This is a genomic window from Leeia speluncae, assembly GCF_020564625.1.
Lineage (GTDB): Bacteria > Pseudomonadota > Gammaproteobacteria > Burkholderiales > Leeiaceae > Leeia > Leeia speluncae.
Genome location: NZ_JAJBZT010000006.1, coordinates 164,585 through 186,532 on the forward strand (window position 1 = coordinate 164,585; position 21,948 = coordinate 186,532).

Below are 21,948 nucleotides of genomic sequence, written 5' to 3' on the forward strand. Positions count from 1 at the left end.
AGTTGCGAAGCTTTAAAACAAAATCCCCAGTCTTGGCTGGGGATTTTTTTGTTCAACGAAGCTTAACCAACGATTGGTTGTAAGTGGTGAACAAGTTCTAAAGTACGCTCACCTCTAGGCCAACGTACTTCAGCATATTCTTCATGTACGGCAATGACCATGCCATCTGTTTGGCTTAACCAGCCATAGCTAGTCACTTTGTTTACCATCATGTCACGACGAATAAAAGACTGGCTAGATCTTGAAAAAATATCGAGTAACCAAAAAAATGGGGTTTTCATTTGCATTCCTTTTCAATTCACTTGTGCTGCACTGCATCATTGAAAAGAAGTTTAGCAAGCTAATATTACAAAGAAATGGCAAAATCTTTTGAGTTAATGAATATTTTAATAGGGTATATTTGTACAAGTACCCCTTACCTTCTCATAGGCATGATAGTAAATGAAAAGCTTTTCTTTAGTTATACCAGCATTAAAAAAGGAACAGCTAGCTGCATTTGCTACTGGTGAATTAACGCTAGATCAACTGACAAAAAATTATATTCTAGAAAAGCTAAGTTTCCAGTTTGCTACGAGCAGTTCTGGTGAGGAAGCCTATGCATTGGAAGCGAAGTGCCGTTCAGGCGAGATTTTCGGTGAGCATCCTCTTTTAAATCCATTGATGTAGAATAAATTAAAAAAAATGGCAACGAATCACGTCGTTGCCATTTTTTTACAATGAAATTAGGTGATGAGGCTAATTAAAACGCCTTGTCATCCATCACGCAATCTACAAAGTATTGCTTTTCACCATTCACTTCTTCTACTACAAAGCCGTGGATATCTGCTTCAAAACCAGGGAATTGTGAATTGAAGTCACGTGCAAACTTCAAGTACTTCACAATCGTGTTGTTGAATCGCTCACCAGGGATCAATAGCGGAATGCCCGGTGGGTAAGGGGTCAACAAGATACTAGTGATACGGCCTTCTAGTTCATCAATGGAAACGCGCTCGATTTCACGGTGTGCCATCTTAGAATATGCTTTAGATGGCTTGAGTGCTGGCTCCATATCAGACAAGTACATTTCTGTCGTCAAACGGGCTACATCGTTTGCTTTGTAAATGCCATGAATCTGGTTACACAAATCACGAAGACCGACACGCTCGTATTGCGGGTATTTCGCCACAAACTCTGGCATGGTGCGCCATAGTGGTTGGTTACGGTCGTAAGCATCTTTGAATTGCTGTAGCTCGGTCACCAAGGTGTTCCAGCGGCCTTTGGTAATACCGATGGTGAACATAATGAAGAACGAGTACAAACCTGTCTTCTCAACAATCACACCATGTTCAGCCAAGTATTTGGTCACGATGGCCGCAGGGATACCTTCATCTGCAAATGAGCCATCCACATCCAATCCTGGGGTGATCAGCGTTGCTTTAATTGGGTCTAGCAGGTTGAAGCCTTCTGCCAGATTACCAAAACCATGCCAGCGTTCGTTAGCCTTCAGTACCCAATCTTGGCGCTCAGCCATGCCTTCGTCAGACAAGAAATCTGGCCCCCAGACCTTGAACCACCAAGAATCTGCACCTAGCTCTTCATCCACTTTGCGCATTGCGCGGCGGAAGTCTAGTGATTCGGTGATCGATTCTTCAACTAACGCGGTTCCACCTGGTGCTTCCATCATGGCCGCTGCGATATCACAAGATGCGATAATCGAGTATTGCGGGCTAGTCGATGTGTGCATCAAGTAGGCTTCATTAAATCGATGACGGTCTAACTGACGTGTTTCAGATTCTTGTACCAAAATTTGGGAAGCCTGAGACAATCCTGCAAGTAGTTTGTGCGTACTTTGCGTTGCAAACACCATTGGGTCTTTGCTGCGTGGACGATCACGACCAATAGCATGCATGCCATGGTAGAAATCGTGGAAAGTAGCATGAGGCAACCAAGCTTCATCAAAGTGAAGGGTGTCGATAAAGTCGCCCAACACTTCTTTAATCATATCCACGTTGTACAACACGCCATCGTAGGTACTTTGGGTGATGGTCAAAATACGTGGTTTCTTATCTGGGTTTTTAGCCAGTGCTTCACGAGCAAACGGATTTGCTTCGATCTTCTTCAGAATATTTTCTGGGCGGAATTCATCTAACGGGATCGGGCCAATAATGCCGTAATGGTTGCGAGTTGGTGTCAAGAAGACAGGCACTGCGCCACACATAATAATCGAGTGTAGGATCGATTTATGGCAATTACGGTCAACCACCACGATATCGCCCGGTGCAACGGTTGCGTGCCACACCATTTTGTTTGATGTCGATGTACCGTTTGTCACAAAGAACAAATGGTCTGCATTAAAGATGCGCGCTGCATTACGTTCTGATGCAGCAACAGGGCCTGTGTGGTCAAGTAACTGACCAAGCTCATCTACCGCATTACACACATCGGCACGCAGCATGTTTTCACCAAAAAACTGGTGGAACATTTGGCCAACTGGGCTCTTCAGAAACGCAACGCCACCAGAGTGACCTGGGCAGTGCCAAGAATAAGAGCCATCTTGTGCGTAATTGGTGAGTGCGCGGAAAAATGGAGGCATTAAGCCATCAAGGTATTTTTTCGCTTCACGAATAATGGTACGTGCCATGAATTCAGGCGTGTCTTCAAACATATGAATGAAGCCATGCAATTCACGCAAAATTTCATTAGGAATATGGCGGCTAGTGCGCGTTTCGCCATATAAGAAAATCGGGATATCTGCATTGCGGAAACGAATTTCTTCCATAAAGCTACGCAATGCTTGTAAAGCACTTGATTCGGTTCCTTTTTCGGACACGAATTCTTCGTCATCAATCGACAGAATAAATGCAGAAGCTCGGCTTTGTTGTTGTGCAAAGCTAGAAAGATCGCCATAACTGGTGGCGCCCAATACTTCCATTCCTTCGGATTCTAAGGCTTGTGCAAGTGCACGAATACCAATACCGCTTGTATTTTCAGAACGGAAATCTTCGTCAATGATAACGACGGGGAAACGAAACTTCATGGTTACTAGCCTTCTATCGCGAACTGCGCTTGTAGATGGAGGGTCTTGAAACGCGCGGATTGTGTCATACTTTCATGACCTTTTAATGATAAATTATCAATCTTGCAATTTACTGTTGCGCATAGGTCAATTATCTGTAATTTTATTCCGTTTGGCTGAAATTGTGCAGGCCATTTTGCGGCGAATCAATGAAGAAAATCGATAACTTGATTAGTTTTTCAGCGGTTGATTAAAGAGATGCAATCTGTTGCCGATGTTTGCTAATGAATTGTTTAGATTTTAGTTTGTTTTAGTAGCTTACCTACAAACTATTTCAAACCAGTGACGATGGAAAAAAGCACAAATCTAGGTCGGAATCATCCCCGCGTTCGTTCTACTCTGGTAAACTGAAAGGTCGCTTGGGGAGGTGGTTTTATTCGTAGAATCGAATCAGCAATGCCACCAAACTGCTCATATAGGTGATTAGTCTGCCAACTTGTAAATAGTTCCCGACTAAACCGCTCAATCGTCATTTGTTTCTTCAATATAGGCGATTTTTCTGTTTTTGCAGTGAAAACCCTCTGCTCAAAACAGATGCAATATAAAAAAGTTATAACTAGTTATATAGGTAAATTCTTCTCTTAGGTATTTTCATGAAGATACTCATTAGTAATGATGATGGTTACTTTGCGTCAGGCATCTCTCATTTAGCTTCTGCCGTTCGTGTAATGGGAGAGGTGAGGGTCGTCGCACCAGAGCAAGATAGAAGCGGTGCGAGTAATTCGCTCACGCTAGATCGTCCATTAATGCTAAAAAAAGCCAGTAATGGCTTTGAGTATGTGAATGGAACACCAACAGACTGTGTGCATTTAGCGGTAACCGGTTTTCCAGAGCTTACCCCGGATATTGTGTTGTCTGGTATTAATCATGGCGCCAATATGGGGGACGATACCTTGTATTCCGGCACGGTTGCTGCTGCCACCGAAGGTTTTTTGCTGGGCATCCCTGCGATGGCATTCTCGTTGGTAGGAAAGCACGCTACCCATTTTGATACAGCAGCCAGAGTCGCTGCCATCTTGGTAGAAAAGTGGATGGATAACCCATTCCCCGAAATGCGATTACTGAATATCAATATCCCTGATGTGCCGTTTGATGAACTAACCGGGTTTGAAGTGACCCGATTGGGGAAACGGCATAAAGCAGAAGGAGTGATTCGCGCTAAAAACCCAAGAGGTGAAGACATTTATTGGGTGGGCCCGGCAGGAAAAGAACAAGACAATGGCCCTGGAACGGATTTTCATGCGATCAGCCAATTAAAAGTATCAATTACCCCGCTACAAATGGATTTAAGCGCAAAGCAACAATTAGCAGAAATGAATGAGTGGTTGTCAAATGGCCAATAATCAGCCCTTAGGAATTGGAATGACTTCCCAGCGCACGCGTTTGCGCATGGTAGAAAGACTTAGGCAGCAAGGAATTGCTGATGAGGTGGTTTTAGCGGTGATGGCCGAACTTCCTCGCCATTTATTTGTCGATGAAGCATTGATGAGTAGAGCGTATGACGATGTGTCATTGCCACTTGGGTTTGGCCAAACGATTTCTCAGCCTTATATTGTTGCCAAAATGACTAGTTTGCTACGTAACGGTAAGAAACTAGGGCGTGTGCTTGAGATTGGTACAGGTTGCGGCTATCAAACCTCTATTTTGGCTAAGTTAGCGAAAGAGGTTTATTCAGTCGAACGTATTGCCCCCTTGTTAGATCGTACACGGCTACGATTGCGAGAGTTCAAATTTACAAACGTTAGATTAAAACATGCTGATGGCCACTTAGGCTTGCCGGAAGCGGCGCCTTATGATGCGATTTTGATGACTGCAGCTGCTAGTCATGTGCCTGAAGAGTTGGTTAGCCAATTAGCTCCTGGTGGACGATTGATTATGCCGATTGGCCTGAATGAGCAAAAATTGCATTGTTTTGATTTAACCGAAGAAGGGTTGCAACAGCAAATATTGGAACCCGTCAAATTCGTGCCATTACTGCCTGGCTTAGGTTAATGGTGTATGATAATGGTATTTTCTATCCCCGTTGATTTGATTGAATAGTATTGAAATCACAATGGCTATTTAGGCAAGGGGATTATTATTCAGATATTAATCAGATATTAAATAGGAGTTAACCTTGCTTTTTCGTTTCGCCAAAAGCGCCTTGATGGTTGGTAGTGCATGGATGCTGTTAGCCGGTTGTTCAAATACAGGAAAATCCGCTCCGATCGAATCTAGAAAGCGTACGGGGGACGAGCAAGCAGCTACTCCAATAGTCAATAAAACCGCGCCAGTGGTGGCAAAATCTGCATCCGCTGAGAAGCGAGTTTCTACAGATCCTCGTCCTAAAACGCATACGGTGCAAAAAGGCGAAAATCTTTACCGTATCTCTCTAGAGTATGGCTTGGCATACCGTGATGTAGCCGAGTGGAACAATCTCGACAATATTAATGATATTAAGGTTGGTCAGACGCTTTCTTTGGTTCCTCCTGCCAATGGTGTGGTGACTAAACCTTTAATTGATGCGCCTGTCATTAATAAGCCGATTACTAATTCAAATATTGATTCTCCGAAGGCAATTAAATTACCTTATTCGGAAGCGAATAAAACAGTCATCGCTCAAGCGAGTAATTCAAATGCGGTGTCAGACAAGCCGGTAATTAATAAAACTACGCCAGCTAAAGATCCTGTCTATACAAAAGAGCCGGAAAAAACTGCTTCAACGCCTGTGTCAACTGACGGTAAGTCAGGCAATGGAACCAATACCGTGGATGGACTGACATGGATGTGGCCAACTGCCGGTAAAGTAGTTGGGCAGTTTAATGAGTCTAAACAATTAAAAGGTCTAGACATCTCTGGTAAGAAAGGTCAGCCCGTTGTTGCAGCAGAGGATGGTAAGGTGGTGTATTCCGGTAGCTCACTACGTGGCTATGGTAAGTTCGTGATTATTAAGCATGAAAGTGATTATTTAAGCGTTTATGCGCACAACGATAAGCTGCTTGTTAAAGAAGGAGCCAAAGTAACGCGTGGACAAAAAATTGCTGAAATGGGTGATTCAGACTCAGATCAAGTAAAGCTGCATTTTGAGATTCGCCGCTATGGTAAGCCGGTAGACCCAGCTAAAATGCTGCCAAACAAATAGTTATATTGAGAATTATTATTGTTAATAAATTAAATTCTAATTCTATTAACAATTGAAATAAATGTAATAAAGAAGTAGTGAGACTTTGCCAATTCACATTTTGCAGGCTAATTATTAGGAATTGAGTTAAATCAATTTTTTAAAATTATTTAATCAAACCACTAGTAATTAATTTCGAGAGGATTATAATCGTCAAAACTGTCACCCTTTTATAAGGTGCAGAAATAGCAGCGCATGCGCGCCAAGACCAACGAGGCTACACATGGAGGAGGGAACCATGGCTAAGGATCTCTATCTGGTTGATGAAGAAATGGTAGACGAAGCAGAGCTATCAGAAGTTCATGAAGATGAAGAAGTCGCGCATCACGAGCAGGAATATGCGATTGAAGCATTAAGTGATGTGACTCAAATGTATCTCAATGAAATTGGTCAGAATTCGCTGCTAAAACCTCATGAAGAACTGGCGCTTGCACGCCGTGTAGTTCAGGGTGACGATGCTGCTCGCTGCGAAATGATCGAACGCAATTTACGTTTGGTCGTCAATATTGCAAAACGCTATGCAAATCGCGGGATGAATCTTCTCGATTTAATCGAAGAAGGCAATATTGGCCTAATGCATGCGTTGGAAAAATTTGACCCAGAACGTGGGTTCCGTTTTTCTACTTACGCAACTTGGTGGGTTCGTCAGAGCGTAGAACGCGCAATCATGAACCAGTCTCGCACTATTCGCTTGCCAGTGCATGTGATTAAAGAGCTAAACGTTTATTTACGTGCGCAACGTCACTTAGAGTCTACTACTGGCAAAGATCCTAGTTTTGAAGATATTGCGCATTTATTGGGTAAGAGTGTAGATGAAGTGCAATCTATGCTTGCGCTAAATGAACGTGTGACTTCTTTAGATGCACCATTAGATATTGATCCAATGTTGACTGTTGGTGAGTCGATCGCTGATGAGCAAGGCGGTTCACCAGAGGATATTTTCCATTCTAGCGAAATGCAAGAAGTGGTTCAGTCTTGGTTGATGAAATTAAATGATCGCCAACGCATTGTGATCGAAAAACGCTACGGCTTTAATGATAACGATGTATACACACTAGAAGACTTGGCTGCTGAGCTTGGTTTGACACGTGAACGTGTTCGTCAAATTCAAATTGAAGCGACTACAACATTACGCAAAATGCTCAAACGTCATGGCGTGACTAAAGAAGCGTTTCTGTAAAAATTACTAAAATAAGAAAATAGTAATTGAAACGGCTGTTTTCTAATCATGAAGTAAATGTGATATTACTGCTAAAATCCCCGGCCAAGCTTGTCGGGGTTTTTTATTTGTATGGCTAGATAAGCAGGTAAAACCTTGATAGATATAGGATTTTTAAATGTTAAGGATTCTGGGAGTACAAAAGAAAAAAGCGCAGTCCGAAAACTGCGCTACAAACTCCAAAGGAGAAAAGAGGAGACACTGTCAGACATCAACTTGCGTTAACCTCTGACGGTTCCCATATTCCTCCTTATCTGACTGAATGTCCAGTTCTTTTTGTGCAATGCATCATTGTGAGATAATCGTGTTGTGAAATCGCAACACGACCTATTTGCTGCGGTATAATTAAGGCTTCCGTCACGGTTTTTTCATCTCTCACGCAAAGTGCGGGTTTTTGTTTTTTGATTTGGTGTAAATGAATGAGTGCTACCGCATGCCCTACAATGGACTTCTATGGTTCATTGCAATCTGCTTTCGATTTTTTTAATGAGCAACTATTTGATAATAGCTTGCCACCTTGTTTGATCACGCTAAGATCTTCTAGTCGGGTGTATGGTTATCATCAAGCAGATCGGTTTATTTCAAAGTCTGGGCAAATGCTAGATGAGATGGGGTTGCACCCAGGTTTTTTTACACTGCGTTCAGTTGAGGCGGTATTGTCTACGCTAGTGCACGAAATGGTGCACCACTGGCAGCATCATTTTGGTACAGCCACTCCATCCACTGCTCATAATCAGGAATGGGCAAATAAAATGGAATCGATTGGCTTAATGCCATCAGATAATGGTTTGCCAGGTGGCAAAAAAACCGGTCGGACCATGAGCCATTACATTTTGCCGGAAGGGCAGTTTTTGGCTGCGTGTAAATCTTTTGTAGATGGCGGATTTGAGTTGCCGTGGTTTGATCGTCAGCTGCCTTCAATGCCTGAGGTGCAAGTACAAAAGCAAGAGGCATTAAAAGCGGCGGGCGTTGAAGTGGAGGTATCTTTGCCGCCGGTAGAAATTATTCCGAAAGTACTGCCTAAGGAAGAAGAGGGGCAAGAAAAGCCGGCGCTGTATATGCCGCAGCCTAGGCAGGCGCCCACAAGAGAGAAATTAATGTGCCCAGAATGTGGGGCAAAGGCATGGGTAAGCCCTGGGACAGATATTATCTGTGGAGAATGTGAGGTGCACATGCAAGATGCCGCTTCTGTAAAAGCACCAGTAGATAAGGCAATTAACTCATTTACCTAATCCTATGATGAAGGTGATTGCCCAATATGTTCTTGGGCAATCGCTTTAAATAGTGCAACACCATCTTGCGGGTTTACCGCGACTTTTCTCAGATCAAACCCATCATCAAAAGCCGGCAAGTAGCCCGGTAGTTTCTCAATATCTGAATGATCGAGATGCTTAAACCCCATGTGCCAATCTGCAAATTCTCTTGCTGTAATGTGTGAGCGAAAATAAACCACCAATGAATGGTGTCTTGGGTCATTTTCGATCGTTTTGAGTGTTTCTTCTAATTTATCTGCCGTTCCTTCTAACAACTGCATAAACGTGCCTTCAAACAGTAAAAGCATTCCTGTTAGCTCTTTCTGCTGATTATTCTTCACTGATGTTTGGATGATCTGGATGAGATCTTCCTCTGTGAGATCTGTGCTGGCTTGGCTGACGTAGATAAGTTGTAAAAGCGGGTTGCTTCCCATGATGTGCTTTCCATATTGATCTTGGCTGGCTTATTTTTACTATAGAAGTTTTTTATATTTTTGCTTGTCTGGTGGATTGGGTAGTGTTTGGATTGAGTTTTTAAGTGGTTGGTTTGTCAATCTCATTGGGCAAATAAGTAAAGGGTATTGACTTAATTTGATCAAGATTTTATTATTTTTCTGAATTTCAGAAATTCTTGAAAATTGAGAAACTAATGAATCTTCCTCCTCTTGTTCAGTCGTTTGTTCTTCACTTTGGTGAAATGGGTAGCCGTTGGGGTATTAGCCGAACGGTTGGCCAAATTTATGCACTGCTATTTGTATCTGATAAGCCGTTAAATGCAGATGAGATCGCGGATCAGCTGGGGTTTTCCAGATCCAACGTCAGCATGGGTTTAAAAGAGCTATCTGCTTGGCAGTTGGTGAAATTGCAGCATATTCCAGGTGATCGTCGAGAATATTTCTCTACGCCAGAAGATGTGTGGGCGATTTTTAAAACCTTGGCGCAAGAACGTAAAAAACGAGAGGTAGAGCCAACACTTACGATGCTTCGCCATGCCATGTTAGAAACACCGGGAAGTGATAGCGAGCGTCATGCGCAGGCGCGGATGGCCGAGATGTACCAACTCATTGAACTAGTTACTACTTGGTTTAGTGATATCCAAGACATGGATGTGGCGACGCTGAAAAAATTAATGAAACTAGGGGCCAAAGTACAAAAAGTACTGCAATTAACGCAGAGCCTAAGCAAGTTTGGGGGAAAACATCTTAACGAGGAAGACGATCATGATTGACCCCCTAATACTGTCTAGAATTCAGTTTGCAGCAAATATTTCCTTTCATATCTTATTTCCAACAATTAGCATTGCGCTGGGCTGGTATCTTTGTTTTTTTGCTTGGCGAGCCTACCGAACAAAGCAATCTGTTTGGTCTTCTTTATACCTGTTCTGGGTAAAAATCTTTGCGCTAACCTTTGCGCTAGGCGTTGTGTCTGGCATCACGATGAGTTTTCAATTTGGCACGAACTGGCCGGGCTATATGCAAGTGGCAGGCAACGTGGCAGGCCCCTTGTTGGCATATGAAATATTAACGGCATTTTTCTTAGAAGCTACTTTCCTTGGTGTGATGCTATTTGGCCGGCAACGAGTATCACCGCGTATGCATTTAATTGCGAGTTTTCTGGTTGCTTTTGGGACATCGGTTTCTGCCTTTTGGATTTTGTCTTTAAATTCTTGGATGCAAACGCCTGCGGGTGTTGTGTTGGTAGATGGCAAGGTTCAGGTGCAAGATTGGTTTGCCGTAATTTTTAATCCATCTATGCCTTATCGACTGTCTCACATGCTTGTTGCTTCTGGTTTGACCGCTTCTTTCTTAATCGCTGGGATATCGGCTTGGAAGCTGCGTCGTTTCCAGAATAGTGAGGTGGCAAAGACAGGGTTTCGTACCGCAGTCAAAGTGGCTGCTGTATTAATCCCTTTGCAGATTTTCATTGGCGATATGCATGGGCTTAATACGAGAGAACATCAACCAGCTAAATTAGCGGCTATTGAAGCGGTATGGCATACCGAAAAAGGCGCAGCACTCACTTTATTTGGGTTGCCCAACGAAGAAACAAAGCAGACTGACTATGCTGTTACGGTGCCAAAACTCGCTAGTCTAATCTTGACCCATGACATCAATGGCGAAATTCGAGGACTAAATGAATTTTCCGATCATCCTCCGGTGGCGAAAGTTTTTTGGAGTTTCCGCGTGATGGTGGGAATGGGGCTCTTGATGCTTTTAGTTGCTTGGGGCGGTGCATGGTATTTATTGAAGCAACAAACCATTCCACAACCAGTTTTGCGGATATTTTCTTGGATGACTTTTTCAGGATGGTTTGCGACATTGGCTGGTTGGTTTGTGACGGAAATTGGCCGTCAGCCCTGGCTAGTGACGGGGATTTTGCGGACTGCTGATGCGGTAACCAAAGTGGGTAGTCACATGGTGCTGTCTTCCTTGGTGATGTACTTGGTGCTCTATGTGGTATTGCTGAGTGCGTATGTAAGCGTGGTGTTTCATTTGGCTGGCAAAGCTGGAAAGCAAGAGGTGTAACATGGACTGGGGATATTGGTTGCCCGTCATTTTTGCTGGGCTGATGGCACTGTCTTTATTACTGTATGTGGTGTTGGATGGTTACGACTTAGGAATTGGCCTATTGCTACCTTTGGTTTCCGACGAAGATAAAGATCGAATGATTGCGTCGATAGGCCCATTTTGGGATGCAAATGAAACGTGGCTGGTGCTGGGCATTGGATTGTTGCTAGTGGCTTTTCCGGCTGCGAATGCAATGTTAATGGCATCTATGTATTTGCCGGTGGCATTGATGTTAGGGGGCTTAATATTACGCGGAGTGTCATTTGATTTTCGTGTAAAGGCAAAAGACCCGCACAAACCATGGTGGAATTTGGGCTTTACCATAGGGTCACTAATCGCGGCACTTTCACAAGGCTATATGTTAGGCCGCTATTTAAGCGGTTTTGCCGAAACCTCTGCTGCTTATGGCTTTGCTGTGATGACGGCGATAGGGTTAGCTGCTGCTTACATTTTGCTTGGGTCTGCTTGGCTGATTTTAAAAACGGAAGGGTATTTGCAACAACAAGCTACGCGTTGGATGCAAATTGCGCTATGGCCAATGGGGTTTGGTATTTTTCTTATTTCTGTGGTGACACCTTGGATGATTCCTTCCATTGCGCAGAAGTGGTTTCAGTTACCTAACTTTTTACTCCTGCTACCTCTGCCGCTAGTGTCTATTTGCCTTTATTTTGCTTTATTTAAAATCTTGCCGGCACTCAGAAAGCAACAAAGTATTGGTCATGACCGTTGGTGTTGGCTGCCATTTTCTGCTGCCGTTAGCCTAATTGTTTTGGCATTCTGGGGGCTGGCTTATAGTGTTTTTCCTGAAATCGTGATGGGGAAAATGACGATTTGGCAAGCTGCGAGTGATACTGCGGCGTTGAAAGTGATTTTCTACGGAGCAATAGTGGTGCTGCCGGTCATTCTTTTATACACCGCCTTTTCCTATCGAATATTTCGCGGAAAGATTGGTGATTTGCGCTATGACTAGGAATATCTAGATGGCTGCTTTAGTCCACGCTGTAGCAACACCCGTTCGTACTGATTTGCACCCCTTTATTTGCGAGTCGCATTTCTTTGATAGCTGGCAATTAGTCCTGCCTGCAACGGAGCAGCAACCAGCAATGTTTTATTTGCTTAAGATGCTAGGAAACTCGCCTGCTTGGGTGGATAGTCTCATGACTCTTCGCAATAAAGCGGTGCAATTAGTCGGTTTAAAAGATTTGTCGGTGATGAGTGCAATTTCTCTTGAAAAAGCGCCATCGGATTACCAAATTGGTGATCGTGTGGGTATTTTTACATTGATCAGCCAGACCCCGAGTGAGGTAATTGTTGGGGATAATGACAAGCACCTTGAAGTGAGAATTTCATTTTTAAAAGAGATGAAGAATGAGCAAATGGTGCTAACCATCACGACCGCGGTAAAAAATCATAACTGGTTGGGTCGGTGTTATATGTGGTTTGTAAAGCCATTTCATCGTGTGATTGCTCCAGCGACCTTAAAAAGGTTGATACTTACCAGTTAATCCATTTTAACGACTAAAAAGTGCAGGATTTTGCCTAAGTGACTGTCTTTCATGACCTTTTTTCCATAATCGGTCGTTTGAAGGCAACTGTCAGATTTGCGTTTGCGTATCTTTAATCCTTAACCAGCTTGGGGAAGCTGGATGATTAATTACTACGGCGAACACAAATATGAAAACCATTCGCAAACTTCTGGTAGCCAACCGTTCTGAAATCGCCATCCGCGTGATGCGTGCCGCATCCGAACTCGGTATTCGCACGGTTGCGATCTATGCCAATGAAGACCGTTTTGCACTACATCGCTTTAAAGCCGACGAGAGTTATCTGGTTGGTGAAGGTAAAAAGCCGATTGGTGCGTATCTCGATATTGAAGACATCTTGCGCATTGCTAAAGAAGCGGGCGTAGATGCGATTCACCCAGGCTATGGTTTCTTGTCAGAGAACCCTGACTTTGCCGATGCCTGTGCGAGAGAAGGGATTCACTTTATTGGCCCTACCTCAGAAGTGATGCGAACCTTGGGTAATAAGGTTGCTGCACGCAATGCAGCGGTAGCCGCCGGTGTGCCAGTGATGCCGGCAACCGGCCCGTTGCCGACTGATTTGGCGCAATGCCAAGCATTGGCCTTAGAAGTGGGTTATCCACTGATGCTCAAAGCCAGTTGGGGGGGCGGTGGCCGTGGTATGCGTGTCATTGAAACCGAAGCCGACTTGGCGCCGATGATCGAGGTCGCTCGCCGCGAAGCTTTAGCTGCCTTTGGTAATGACGAAGTCTACCTAGAGAAATTGGTACGCCGTGCCCGTCACGTCGAAGTACAGATTCTCGGTGATACCCATGGCAATGTCGTGCACCTATTCGAGCGCGATTGCTCGGTACAGCGCCGTAACCAGAAAGTGGTCGAACGCGCCCCAGCACCGTATCTGGATGAAACGACCCGTTCCGAACTATGTGAATCTGCTTTAAAACTCGCTCGTGCCGTGAACTACACCCACGCGGGGACAGTGGAATTCCTGATGGATGCCGATACGGGCAAGTTCTACTTCATTGAAGTGAACCCACGTATCCAGGTAGAACATACCGTCACCGAAGAAGTGACCGGTATCGATATCGTCAAAGCGCAAATCCGCGTCACCGAAGGTAGCCAGATTGGTGATGGCAAATGTGGTGTGCCCGTACAATCTGAAATCAAACTCAATGGCCATGCGCTACAGTGCCGTGTTACCACCGAAGATCCAGAAAATAACTTCACGCCAGACTATGGCCGCTTAACCGCTTACCGCAGTGCCTCTGGTTTTGGTATTCGTCTAGATGGTGGCACCGCTTACGCCGGCGCAGTGATCACCCCGTACTACGATTCACTCCTTGTAAAAGTAACCGCTTGGGCACCGACTGCCGAAGATGCGATTCGCCGGATGGACCGCGCACTACGCGAATTCCGTATCCGTGGCGTGACCTCTAACTTGCCGTTCCTGGAAAACATCATCTTCCATCCTCAGTTTATCTCTGGCGAATGTATTACCCGCTTTATTGATACCACCCCAGAGCTATTCAAGTTTAATAAGCGCCGTGACCGCGCCACCAAACTGCTGAAGTTTATTGGCGATGTAGTGGTCAACGGCAATCCGGAAATGAAAGGCCGTAAAGCACCTGCTTTACCGATTGCCGATGCACCAAAACCAAAGATTGCGCTCACGACCGAACTACCAAAAGGTACCCGTGATTTACTGAAAGAACTTGGCGCAGAGAAATTCGCTGAATGGATGAAAGCACAAGACCGTGTCTTGCTGACCGACACCACCATGCGCGATGCGCACCAATCCTTGTTCGCCACCCGTATGCGGACCAAGGACATGGTGCAAATCGCCCCACACTATGCCCGTATGTTGCCACAACTGTTCTCGATGGAATGTTGGGGTGGGGCGACCTTTGACGTCGCGATGCGCTTCTTGAAAGAAGACCCGTGGGATCGTCTACACCAACTACGTAGCGCCACACCGAACATCCTGTTCCAGATGCTGCTGCGTGCGTCCAACGCCGTGGGTTACACAAACTACCCAGATAACGTGGTGCGCTACTTCGTCGAGCAAGCCGCGAAGAATGGCGTAGACGTATTCCGTGTGTTTGATTCACTCAACGCCGTCGACAATATGCGCGTTGCCATGGATGCGGTACGTGAAAGTGGCGCCTTGTGTGAAGGTACCATTTGCTACACCGGCGACCTGTTTGACCAAAGCCGTAGTAAGTACAACCTACAGTACTACGTCAAGATGGCGAAAGAACTAGAAAAAGCCGGTGCCCATATTCTAGGTATCAAAGACATGGCCGGTATCTGCCGTCCACGTGCGGCGTCCGCACTCGTCAAAGCGCTAAAAGAAGAAGTTGGCCTGCCGATTCACTTCCATACCCACGACACCAGCGGCATCTCTGCCGCTAGCGTACTAGCCGCGATCGAGGCCGGTGTCGATGCAGTCGACGGTGCAATGGACTCCATGAGTGGCCTGACGTCCCAACCTAACCTCGGCGCGATTGCCGCCGCCTTGGCAGGTAGCGACCGCGATACCGGATTAGATCTCGACGCAATGCAACAGATTTCCCATTACTGGGAAGGCGTACGTCACGCTTACAGCCCGTTCGAAGCCGATATTCGCTCTGGCACATCGGACGTTTATCGCCACGAAATGCCTGGTGGCCAATACACCAACCTGCGTGAACAAGCGCGGGCGATGGGGCTAGAACACCGCTGGCCAGATATCTCCAAGGCTTATGCCGACGTGAACCGCCTGTTTGGCGATATCGTCAAAGTGACACCTACTTCTAAAGTCGTGGGTGACATGGCCATCTTCATGGTCGCGAATGAAATCAGCGCAGAGGATGTGAAAAACCCGAACCGCGAACTCGCGTTCCCTGAATCCGTCATCTCCTTATTCAAAGGCGAACTCGGCTTCCCGCAAGATGGTTTCCCGAAAGACCTGCAAGACCGCATCTTGCGTGGGGCAAAACCACTCGAAGGTCGTCCGGGTGAAACCCTTGCACCTGTTGATTTGGTGCAAGCCAAAGCAGACCTGGAAAAGAGCGTGCATCGTCACGTCACCGATACCGAACTCGCGTCTAGCCTGATGTACCCGAAAGTCTTTAAAGACTTCGCCCAGCATCAAGCCAGCTTTGGTGATGTATCGAAACTGCCAACCCCAGCGTTCTTCTACGGCCTCGCCGACCAGCAAGAAATCGCCGTGGATCTAGAGCCGGGTAAATCGCTACAAATCCGCCTGCAAGGCCAAGCAGACCTACCGGAAGAAGGCGAAGTCAAACTCTTCTTCGAACTCAACGGCCAACCCCGAGTGATTCGCGTAGCAAAAGCTGGCGCAGGTAAAAAAGTAGAAGCTCGCAAAGCAGAAACTGGCAATAGCAACCACGTTGGCGCACCAATGCCGGGCATGGTCGTGACGGTTTCCGTGCAACCGGGACAAAAGGTAAGCCAAGGCGACCCACTGATCTCGATTGAAGCAATGAAGATGGAAACTGCGATCCGTGCAGAGCAGGGTGGCACGGTGAAAGAAGTGCTAGTGAAACCAGGGCAATCAGTGAATGCGCATGATTTGCTGATTGTGTTTGGGTAATTAGCCAATCCTACCCTCTGTAAAGTGAATGCTTTACAGAGGGGGGCTTTACACTGAATAAGTGTCGTTCATTCTTTTCTCGTCATACCTCAAATCTCCTTCGTTTCATCGCTATTTTCATTTGGTCTTACGCGCACGCTGGCATTGCGGTTTTTTTGATCGTTTTTTACGTGAATATTGCTTGCATCACCTTGTATTTCTCTGCGATTCTTTTCTAGAAATATGCTAATCTTATGAACAATTGTTGGTTTTTTTGCAAGTTAGTTCATTGCGCTGCACCATTTTCTGAATCGGGATGCTTATGCAAGATAAATCGTTTTTCTCTTATCCAGACTATATAAATAAATGGTCTGATGAGCAGGCGATTATTGCCATGCTAAATTCTTGGATGTTATTTAAAGCGGACTTTCAGGCTTTTTATTTGAAGGTACAAGAAACATCTGAACTGCATGATTCGATCTTGCTAAACCCAAACGAGGTAACGAAAGCCTATTTTCGCTTTTGCCATATTGTCGATAAATTCCCGAAGGCCGTGTGGAGTAAAGATGAGCAAAGGCAAGTATTGCTTGGGTTGCTGCACGCTTTATTATCGTGTGATGTGCTGTTAACGCATGCAGAGGTAAAAGCAGGATTAGACCGACAAGCCATCGCCGCCTTGTATGTGATGAATGTGTATTCTGCGCTTTGCAAACAGGCAACTGGCCAAGTTCCTCATTTAAATTGGGACTGGATACAAACCAATTGGCAAAGTTTTATTGAAAATATGAAAGAACATTATGCAAACGGCGATTTGATGTTCTTTAATTTGTTTGAGGCTGAACATGGAAAAGCCTAAGCTACCCAACCCGCAACCCGTACTAGAACGTGCTTCTTTCTTTACCTTAAAAGATAGGGTGCGGATGCTAAAGCGATCTGCCAAAAATAGGGCGGAACACTTTATTGCGGAGTTAGAAAATGCAACCGGGCATTTTCCTTTTTCGCTGAATTTGCCATTTCACTTTGCTGGCGGTGCAGCAACGGGGTTAATCGATGTGGCAGATAAGTTGCTGCATGAACTCGTTTCATTTGACCCGATAAAGATCAAAGAAGCAAACCAACTGATTCAGCCACAAGACTTTTTGATTACAAAAGGGCAGTCGGAATCTTATATCTTGGGTAGTTATTACTTTCTACTCAATCGCTCTTTGAAGGCGCTAAATGTAGAGGGGTACTATGTCTCTGAATTAGCTATTTATCGAGGGTTTAAGAATTTTTGTGCCTTGGACTTGAATGACGCAAGCTTGAGTGTGTCGCGTGAGTTTGTAGTGGTGAGTGATGCGAGTTTTGCCAGTGCGTGTTTCGTTTATTCTTTGTTACTTGGCATGCCGGTAAAACGAATCACTACCATTGCTGTTGATGATGAAGTAGCAATTAGCCAGTTACGCAAGATCAATATGGTCGTTTGTGTGGCGGCGTTATTGAGTGTGGATATTTACGAAATGAAGCGGGTAGAAGATCCCGCTGTTGATGTGTTAGATGCAGTGGGCATGGCCGCTGAGATTGCTTCCGCAATAGAAGAAGATCTCTTGGCCATGGTGAAGACGCAAAACTTTCATGTGCAATTAGCCAAGCAATTGGATTTGATTGCTCGGCATTTATAAGCCTTAGATTAACCCGCAAGATCTAAAATCTTTTTGGCACAGAGTTCGTCTGTTACAAACACGGTTGGCTTGATTGCACGCAAGCCACCTAATAACGCGAGTGCTTTTCGGACTCCGCCAGAGACTAGAATACGTTCTGGGCATTTAGCGACGACGTCTTGCGATACCGACATCACCCTATCTTGAATCGGATGCACGATTGGTCTACCTTGTACGTCAAAGTAGTTGAATAAAAACTCGCCCACAGCACCAGCCTCCACCATCGATTCTCTTACTTCTTCAGGGACAAAGCTGTATCGGTAAGGGGTGCTTTCTTTATCCATATCACCAATACTGAGTAGCACTGCATCTAAATCGGTTGCTTTGTTAAACACTTCGTTTAAGCCGCAGTGTTCAATCAGCGCTTGTTTGGTTTGGCGTGAGTCGACAATCGCAGGGGCGGTCATCAAAAAGCACTCTGCTTTGAATAGGTTCGAAAAGCGCCAAGCGAATTCAGATGGGTTGAATTGCTTAGTTTTAGTAATGCCGCCCAGCATGGACACTACGGACACTTTTGGTACGCTTTCCGCATTGATATAAGCAAGAGATTCCCAAAGTGTTCTGCCCCAGCCCACCCCTATTTTCATTTCAGGGCTTACCAGTTTACTGAGGTATTCGCCTGTTGCTGCACTAATTGGTAAACACGCATCCCCTTCGGCAGAAGAAACGGGGACGACAATCGCTTCACGAATACCAAATTTCTGTTCTAGTTTGCGTTCAATTTCAACGCATTCGCCTAGTTCGCCTTCAATACTGAACTTTACTTCCTGACGCTCTCGGGCATCAGATAGCAAACGAACGACGGTTACTCTACCCAAACCTAAATGCTGGGCAATCTCGTTTTGCGTTTTTTCTTCTACAAAGTACATCCATGCAGCCCTTAGGCGAAGCCTAGCGGTGCGGTCTGCGGTAGATAATTTTTCTGTGCTATTCGGGCTGGAATCTTCGCCATTTACTGGCTTTGCTTTTTTTTGTACCACGCTTGTGGCTCCTTATTCTTACATCGAAAAATGTAAAAGATATTTAAGACGGTATTCTGACATAAATCCGACTTAATGTGCCGATCTTCTTTCAGTTGGTGGTGAACATTTGTTTGTTAATAAATATTTAGTGCAATAATAGTTTGAGCTGGAATATATAAATTATTGCAGAAAATTGCAAACTAAAATTTGAATCCAAATTGTGTTGAATCTAATAAAAAATAGTTGAAAAAATCGGTTGGATTGTACTTTTGATGATACTCAACTCATTGAAAATAATATATAAATAATGATTTCGTTAAAAGTATTTTTAGTTTGTATTTGCCTACATTTATGCCGGATGGTGAAAGAATAAACGCATAAATGAACAAATGCTAGTGAGTAGTTTAGATTGATTTTCAAAAATGTGTAAGTGAACATATTGACATTGAAAAAAACAAATGTATTATTTGTTTGACGGTTGATGTATGCACACAAAGAAGGAGACCAGATGTCATCTGCACAAATAAATGTCGCCATCGCCATCTTGATATTTGCTTGGTTAGGCCAAGTGGTGGGGGCTTGGTTTCAGTGGAAGAACTTTCACCGCGTGGTGTCAGGTATTCAACAAAAATGGCATGACGGCCATCTAGGCGTAGGTCGGTTTCGCAAGCGCTTTGGCTTTGGGTGTGTGTCTGTGCTTGTGGTAGGTAGCGATCAAAAAGTGAAAGAGCTGCAGTTGCTAAAAGGGGTTTCGGTATTTGCCAAATTTAAACCGGTTTCAATCCCAGCTGGCGTCGCTGTGCAAGATTTACTCTCTGCGTCTTCAACTACGCAGTTTAGTGATAAAGAGAAGTTAGCCATTTTGGATGCGGTTAGAAAAATTGAGGAGGTGGCAAAAAAGTAAGGTAGGCAAAACGAACGCAGTACAAAAAACAAAAGATCAAAGAGGAGATAATTCATGGATGCATTTGAGTTCTTGGCGCGAGGTGCCGAAGCGTTTATCGGCGTATTCAATGCGGGGGGAAAAACATTTGTAGGATTTGTTTCAGGTATCTTACCCACCTTGATTGTGCTGCTAACCGCAGTATATGCAGTAATTGAACTCGTTGGCGAACAACGTGTTCACCGGTTTGCTCGTTGGGCGGCTGGCAATGTAATCACCCGTTATTCTGTTCTACCTCTATTGGCAATGTTCTTCTTAACCAACCCGATGGCGTACACCTTTGGGATGTTTGTTGAAGAAAAACATAAGCCGGCCTTCTACGATTCTGCCGTTTCATTGTGTCACCCCATTACCGGCTTGTTCCCACATGCGAACCCTGGTGAGTTGTTTGTTTGGCTTGGCGTTGCAACTGCGATTACCAAATTAAATGAGCATGGCGGCGCTGGCTTTACGGTAGCCAAACTGGCACTCGCTTATTTCATTGTCGGTCTATTTGTGAATTTACTAAAAGGTATTTTGACAGAGCGTCTAACAGTGCTAATCGCAAAACGTGAAGGTATCAAACTATAAATAGCAGAGGGGGACACTAACATGTTTACAACAAAAGAATTCAAAGCAGTAAAAGTTGCTCGTGGCAGTTCAGGTTGGGGTGGGCCACTCGTTATTCAGCCTACGCCACAAAAAGACAAAATTGTTGCGATTACTGGTGGCGGCATTCCTGATATTGCACATAAATTAGCTGAAATGACGGGTGCTACGGTTGTAGATGGCTTTCGCAGCCCACCTCCTGAGAGCGAAATTGCTGCCGTGATTGTGGATTGTGGTGGTACAGCACGCTGTGGTGTGTATCCAAGAAAACGTATTCCAACCATTAATACCAATTCGGTTGGGCAATCTGGCCCACTCGCACAGTTTATTACTGAAGATATTTATGTTTCAGGTTGTTCTGCTGGTAGTTTATCTTTTGCTGATGGGCATCAAGCGGCTGCATCCACTGCCAGTACGCCGAGCCACGCGGAAACGACCCAAAAAGATCAACATACTGATCACGCTGATGATACCCAAAAGGGGATGGTTGGTTTTATCACCTTGATTGGTAAAAAGATGGGCGGCGTAGTTGGTGTGCTATTTAATAGTGGCCGCAAATCCATTGATCAGGTGATTCGGAACGTGTTGCCATTCATGGCATTCGTGACAATGTTAATTGGTTTAATTACCACTTCAGGTTTTGGTAATGTGTTAGCGCACGTTCTAGAACCTCTAGCAGGTAATGTATTTGGTCTACTTGCGCTATCGGTGATTTGCGGTCTGCCATTCTTGTCCCCTGTGTTAGGCCCAGGTGCGGTGATTGCTCAGGTGATTGGCGCGGCGATTATTGGCCCAGCGATTGCAGTGGGAACCATTCCTCCGGCAATGGCATTGCCTGCCCTATTTGCCTACGACACCCAAGTGGGATGTGACTTTGTACCTGTTGGTCTAGCACTAGGCGAAGCGAAGCCTGATACTATCAAAGTAGGTGTGCCGGCTGTGTTGATTTCTCGGCAGATCATGGGGCCAGTGTCTGTGCTAATTGCATGGCTGGCAAGCTTCGCTTTGTAAGAAAAGGGCTAAAAAATGGTTTATTACAGTACAAATATCACGGAAGTAGGACCAGAAGTCTTTGATTTACTGGATGGTGGAGTATTAATTCTTTATGCAGATGGTGCGCCGGAGGCATTGGCCGAAGTGGCTGTACAGCACTTGGTGGATGTGAACGATCCGTCTAAGCAACCGACAGTTGGTGATTCGTTAATGATTGGTGAGCAGAAGGTCAAAATCACTGCCATTGGCGAAACTGCGTGGCATAAGGTACAAGATTTAGGGCATGTAGTGTTTAGCTTTAATGGTGCCGATGTTGCGGAAAGACCTGGGGAAATTTGTACTGAAGCCTTAGATGTGGACGTGCTGAAACAATCCCTGATGTCCGGTTGTTCGCTTGCTATAGCGAATTAA

Annotated in this window: 21 protein-coding genes; 17 read left to right on the top strand and 4 right to left on the bottom strand. The window is 44.9% G+C overall.

From position 1 onward, the window contains the following. Positions 1–62: 62 nt before the first annotated feature. On the bottom strand, positions 63–281 hold the full coding sequence (locus LIN78_RS12250) for a hypothetical protein (protein ID WP_227181127.1): 219 nt from the start codon (positions 279–281) through the stop codon (positions 63–65). A 160-nt stretch (positions 282–441) separates the two neighbouring features. Between LIN78_RS12250 and LIN78_RS12255 the strand changes: the two genes are divergently transcribed. After that, positions 442–666 carry a hypothetical protein gene (locus LIN78_RS12255; protein ID WP_227181128.1) on the top strand — a complete coding sequence of 75 codons (225 nt, stop codon included), beginning with the start codon at positions 442–444 and terminating at the stop codon, positions 664–666. Positions 667–739: 73 nt separating this feature from the next. Here LIN78_RS12255 and LIN78_RS12260 read toward each other — a convergent pair whose 3' ends face one another. Next, complete coding sequence (locus LIN78_RS12260) at positions 740–3,016, bottom strand: arginine/lysine/ornithine decarboxylase (protein WP_227181129.1); 2,277 nt, start codon at positions 3,014–3,016, stop codon at positions 740–742. A gap of 632 nt (positions 3,017–3,648) precedes the next feature. Here LIN78_RS12260 and surE point away from each other — a divergent pair. The 5 genes from surE to LIN78_RS12285 all read left to right on the top strand — a co-directional run bounded on the left by surE (position 3,649) and on the right by LIN78_RS12285 (position 8,666). Next, on the top strand, positions 3,649–4,398 hold the full coding sequence (surE, locus tag LIN78_RS12265; RefSeq protein WP_227181130.1) for a 5'/3'-nucleotidase SurE: 750 nt from the start codon (positions 3,649–3,651) through the stop codon (positions 4,396–4,398). Between the two features lie 19 nt (positions 4,399–4,417). Beyond that, on the top strand, positions 4,418–5,047 hold the full coding sequence (locus tag LIN78_RS12270; RefSeq protein ID WP_227181131.1) for a protein-L-isoaspartate(D-aspartate) O-methyltransferase: 630 nt from the start codon (positions 4,418–4,420) through the stop codon (positions 5,045–5,047). A 124-nt stretch (positions 5,048–5,171) separates the two neighbouring features. Continuing rightward, positions 5,172–6,176 (top strand): peptidoglycan DD-metalloendopeptidase family protein, encoded by a 1,005-nt coding sequence (locus tag LIN78_RS12275; protein WP_227181132.1) that lies wholly within the window; start codon positions 5,172–5,174, stop codon positions 6,174–6,176. 277 nt (positions 6,177–6,453) lie between these two features. Further along, positions 6,454–7,395 (top strand): RNA polymerase sigma factor RpoS, encoded by a 942-nt coding sequence (rpoS, locus tag LIN78_RS12280; RefSeq protein WP_227181133.1) that lies wholly within the window; start codon positions 6,454–6,456, stop codon positions 7,393–7,395. A 458-nt stretch (positions 7,396–7,853) separates the two neighbouring features. Then, positions 7,854–8,666 carry a SprT-like domain-containing protein gene (locus LIN78_RS12285; protein ID WP_227181134.1) on the top strand — a complete coding sequence of 271 codons (813 nt, stop codon included), beginning with the start codon at positions 7,854–7,856 and terminating at the stop codon, positions 8,664–8,666. 2 nt (positions 8,667–8,668) lie between these two features. On the opposite strand, the gene LIN78_RS12290 is transcribed toward LIN78_RS12285, so the two are convergent. Then, on the bottom strand, positions 8,669–9,121 hold the full coding sequence (locus LIN78_RS12290) for a BLUF domain-containing protein (protein WP_227181135.1): 453 nt from the start codon (positions 9,119–9,121) through the stop codon (positions 8,669–8,671). A gap of 215 nt (positions 9,122–9,336) precedes the next feature. Here LIN78_RS12290 and LIN78_RS12295 point away from each other — a divergent pair, with 215 nt between their 5' ends. The 7 genes from LIN78_RS12295 to LIN78_RS12325 all read left to right on the top strand — a co-directional run bounded on the left by LIN78_RS12295 (position 9,337) and on the right by LIN78_RS12325 (position 18,012). Beyond that, positions 9,337–9,915: a GbsR/MarR family transcriptional regulator gene (locus LIN78_RS12295; RefSeq protein ID WP_227181136.1), complete on the top strand. Its 579-nt coding sequence runs from the start codon at positions 9,337–9,339 to the stop codon at positions 9,913–9,915. Then, the gene (locus LIN78_RS12300) at positions 9,908–11,212 is read left to right on the top strand and encodes a cytochrome ubiquinol oxidase subunit I (protein WP_227181137.1); all 1,305 of its coding nucleotides are present in this window, start codon (positions 9,908–9,910) and stop codon (positions 11,210–11,212) included. The genes LIN78_RS12295 and LIN78_RS12300 overlap by 8 nt, the downstream gene beginning before the upstream one ends. A 1-nt stretch (position 11,213) precedes the next feature. Continuing rightward, entirely contained in the window at positions 11,214–12,224 is a 1,011-nt protein-coding gene (locus LIN78_RS12305; RefSeq protein ID WP_227181138.1) for a cytochrome d ubiquinol oxidase subunit II, read from the top strand. Positions 12,225–12,234: 10 nt separating this feature from the next. After that, a complete protein-coding gene (locus tag LIN78_RS12310; protein WP_227181139.1) occupies positions 12,235–12,759 on the top strand; it encodes a DUF2867 domain-containing protein in 525 nt (174 codons plus the stop codon). 169 nt (positions 12,760–12,928) lie between these two features. After that, on the top strand, positions 12,929–16,372 hold the full coding sequence (locus LIN78_RS12315; protein WP_227181140.1) for a pyruvate carboxylase: 3,444 nt from the start codon (positions 12,929–12,931) through the stop codon (positions 16,370–16,372). Between the two features lie 301 nt (positions 16,373–16,673). Further along, positions 16,674–17,207 (top strand): hypothetical protein, encoded by a 534-nt coding sequence (locus LIN78_RS12320; protein WP_227181141.1) that lies wholly within the window; start codon positions 16,674–16,676, stop codon positions 17,205–17,207. Continuing rightward, positions 17,194–18,012 (top strand): hypothetical protein, encoded by an 819-nt coding sequence (locus tag LIN78_RS12325; RefSeq protein WP_227181142.1) that lies wholly within the window; start codon positions 17,194–17,196, stop codon positions 18,010–18,012. Before LIN78_RS12320 ends, LIN78_RS12325 begins: the two co-directional genes overlap by 14 nt. An 8-nt stretch (positions 18,013–18,020) precedes the next feature. Here LIN78_RS12325 and LIN78_RS12330 read toward each other — a convergent pair whose 3' ends face one another. Then, complete coding sequence (locus tag LIN78_RS12330) at positions 18,021–19,031, bottom strand: sugar-binding transcriptional regulator (RefSeq protein WP_227181143.1); 1,011 nt, start codon at positions 19,029–19,031, stop codon at positions 18,021–18,023. A gap of 490 nt (positions 19,032–19,521) precedes the next feature. On the opposite strand from LIN78_RS12330, the gene LIN78_RS12335 reads away from it, so the two are divergent. From LIN78_RS12335 to LIN78_RS12350, 4 genes are read left to right on the top strand one after another with little or no spacing between them, the layout of a single operon-like run. Continuing rightward, positions 19,522–19,917, top strand: coding sequence for a transcriptional regulator GutM (locus LIN78_RS12335; protein ID WP_227181144.1), 396 nt, complete (start codon positions 19,522–19,524; stop codon positions 19,915–19,917). 54 nt (positions 19,918–19,971) lie between these two features. Further along, a complete protein-coding gene (gene srlA / locus LIN78_RS12340; protein WP_227181145.1) occupies positions 19,972–20,526 on the top strand; it encodes a PTS glucitol/sorbitol transporter subunit IIC in 555 nt (184 codons plus the stop codon). A gap of 21 nt (positions 20,527–20,547) precedes the next feature. After that, a complete protein-coding gene (gene srlE, locus LIN78_RS12345; protein WP_227181146.1) occupies positions 20,548–21,555 on the top strand; it encodes a PTS glucitol/sorbitol transporter subunit IIB in 1,008 nt (335 codons plus the stop codon). A gap of 15 nt (positions 21,556–21,570) precedes the next feature. After that, positions 21,571–21,948, top strand: a complete 378-nt coding sequence (locus tag LIN78_RS12350; RefSeq protein ID WP_227181147.1) for a PTS glucitol/sorbitol transporter subunit IIA — start codon at positions 21,571–21,573, stop codon at positions 21,946–21,948.

What these genes read in the sequence shown, in the direction of transcription:
- LIN78_RS12335 (WP_227181144.1), top strand. Translation starts at nt 19,522, where the DNA reads ATGTCATCTGCACAAATAAATGTCGCCATCGCCATCTTGATATTTGCT.
- LIN78_RS12305 (WP_227181138.1), top strand. Translation starts at nt 11,214, where the DNA reads ATGGACTGGGGATATTGGTTGCCCGTCATTTTTGCTGGGCTGATGGCA.
- LIN78_RS12255 (WP_227181128.1), top strand. Translation starts at nt 442, where the DNA reads ATGAAAAGCTTTTCTTTAGTTATACCAGCATTAAAAAAGGAACAGCTA.
- LIN78_RS12320 (WP_227181141.1), top strand. Translation starts at nt 16,674, where the DNA reads ATGCAAGATAAATCGTTTTTCTCTTATCCAGACTATATAAATAAATGG.
- rpoS (WP_227181133.1), top strand. Translation starts at nt 6,454, where the DNA reads ATGGCTAAGGATCTCTATCTGGTTGATGAAGAAATGGTAGACGAAGCA.
- LIN78_RS12300 (WP_227181137.1), top strand. Translation starts at nt 9,908, where the DNA reads ATGATTGACCCCCTAATACTGTCTAGAATTCAGTTTGCAGCAAATATT.
- LIN78_RS12285 (WP_227181134.1), top strand. Translation starts at nt 7,854, where the DNA reads ATGAGTGCTACCGCATGCCCTACAATGGACTTCTATGGTTCATTGCAA.
- srlE (WP_227181146.1), top strand. Translation starts at nt 20,548, where the DNA reads ATGTTTACAACAAAAGAATTCAAAGCAGTAAAAGTTGCTCGTGGCAGT.
- LIN78_RS12350 (WP_227181147.1), top strand. Translation starts at nt 21,571, where the DNA reads ATGGTTTATTACAGTACAAATATCACGGAAGTAGGACCAGAAGTCTTT.
- LIN78_RS12310 (WP_227181139.1), top strand. Translation starts at nt 12,235, where the DNA reads ATGGCTGCTTTAGTCCACGCTGTAGCAACACCCGTTCGTACTGATTTG.
- LIN78_RS12295 (WP_227181136.1), top strand. Translation starts at nt 9,337, where the DNA reads ATGAATCTTCCTCCTCTTGTTCAGTCGTTTGTTCTTCACTTTGGTGAA.
- LIN78_RS12315 (WP_227181140.1), top strand. Translation starts at nt 12,929, where the DNA reads ATGAAAACCATTCGCAAACTTCTGGTAGCCAACCGTTCTGAAATCGCC.
- srlA (WP_227181145.1), top strand. Translation starts at nt 19,972, where the DNA reads ATGGATGCATTTGAGTTCTTGGCGCGAGGTGCCGAAGCGTTTATCGGC.
- LIN78_RS12270 (WP_227181131.1), top strand. Translation starts at nt 4,418, where the DNA reads ATGACTTCCCAGCGCACGCGTTTGCGCATGGTAGAAAGACTTAGGCAG.
- LIN78_RS12325 (WP_227181142.1), top strand. Translation starts at nt 17,194, where the DNA reads ATGGAAAAGCCTAAGCTACCCAACCCGCAACCCGTACTAGAACGTGCT.
- LIN78_RS12250 (WP_227181127.1), bottom strand. Translation starts at nt 281, where the DNA reads ATGAAAACCCCATTTTTTTGGTTACTCGATATTTTTTCAAGATCTAGC.
- surE (WP_227181130.1), top strand. Translation starts at nt 3,649, where the DNA reads ATGAAGATACTCATTAGTAATGATGATGGTTACTTTGCGTCAGGCATC.
- LIN78_RS12260 (WP_227181129.1), bottom strand. Translation starts at nt 3,016, where the DNA reads ATGAAGTTTCGTTTCCCCGTCGTTATCATTGACGAAGATTTCCGTTCT.
- LIN78_RS12290 (WP_227181135.1), bottom strand. Translation starts at nt 9,121, where the DNA reads ATGGGAAGCAACCCGCTTTTACAACTTATCTACGTCAGCCAAGCCAGC.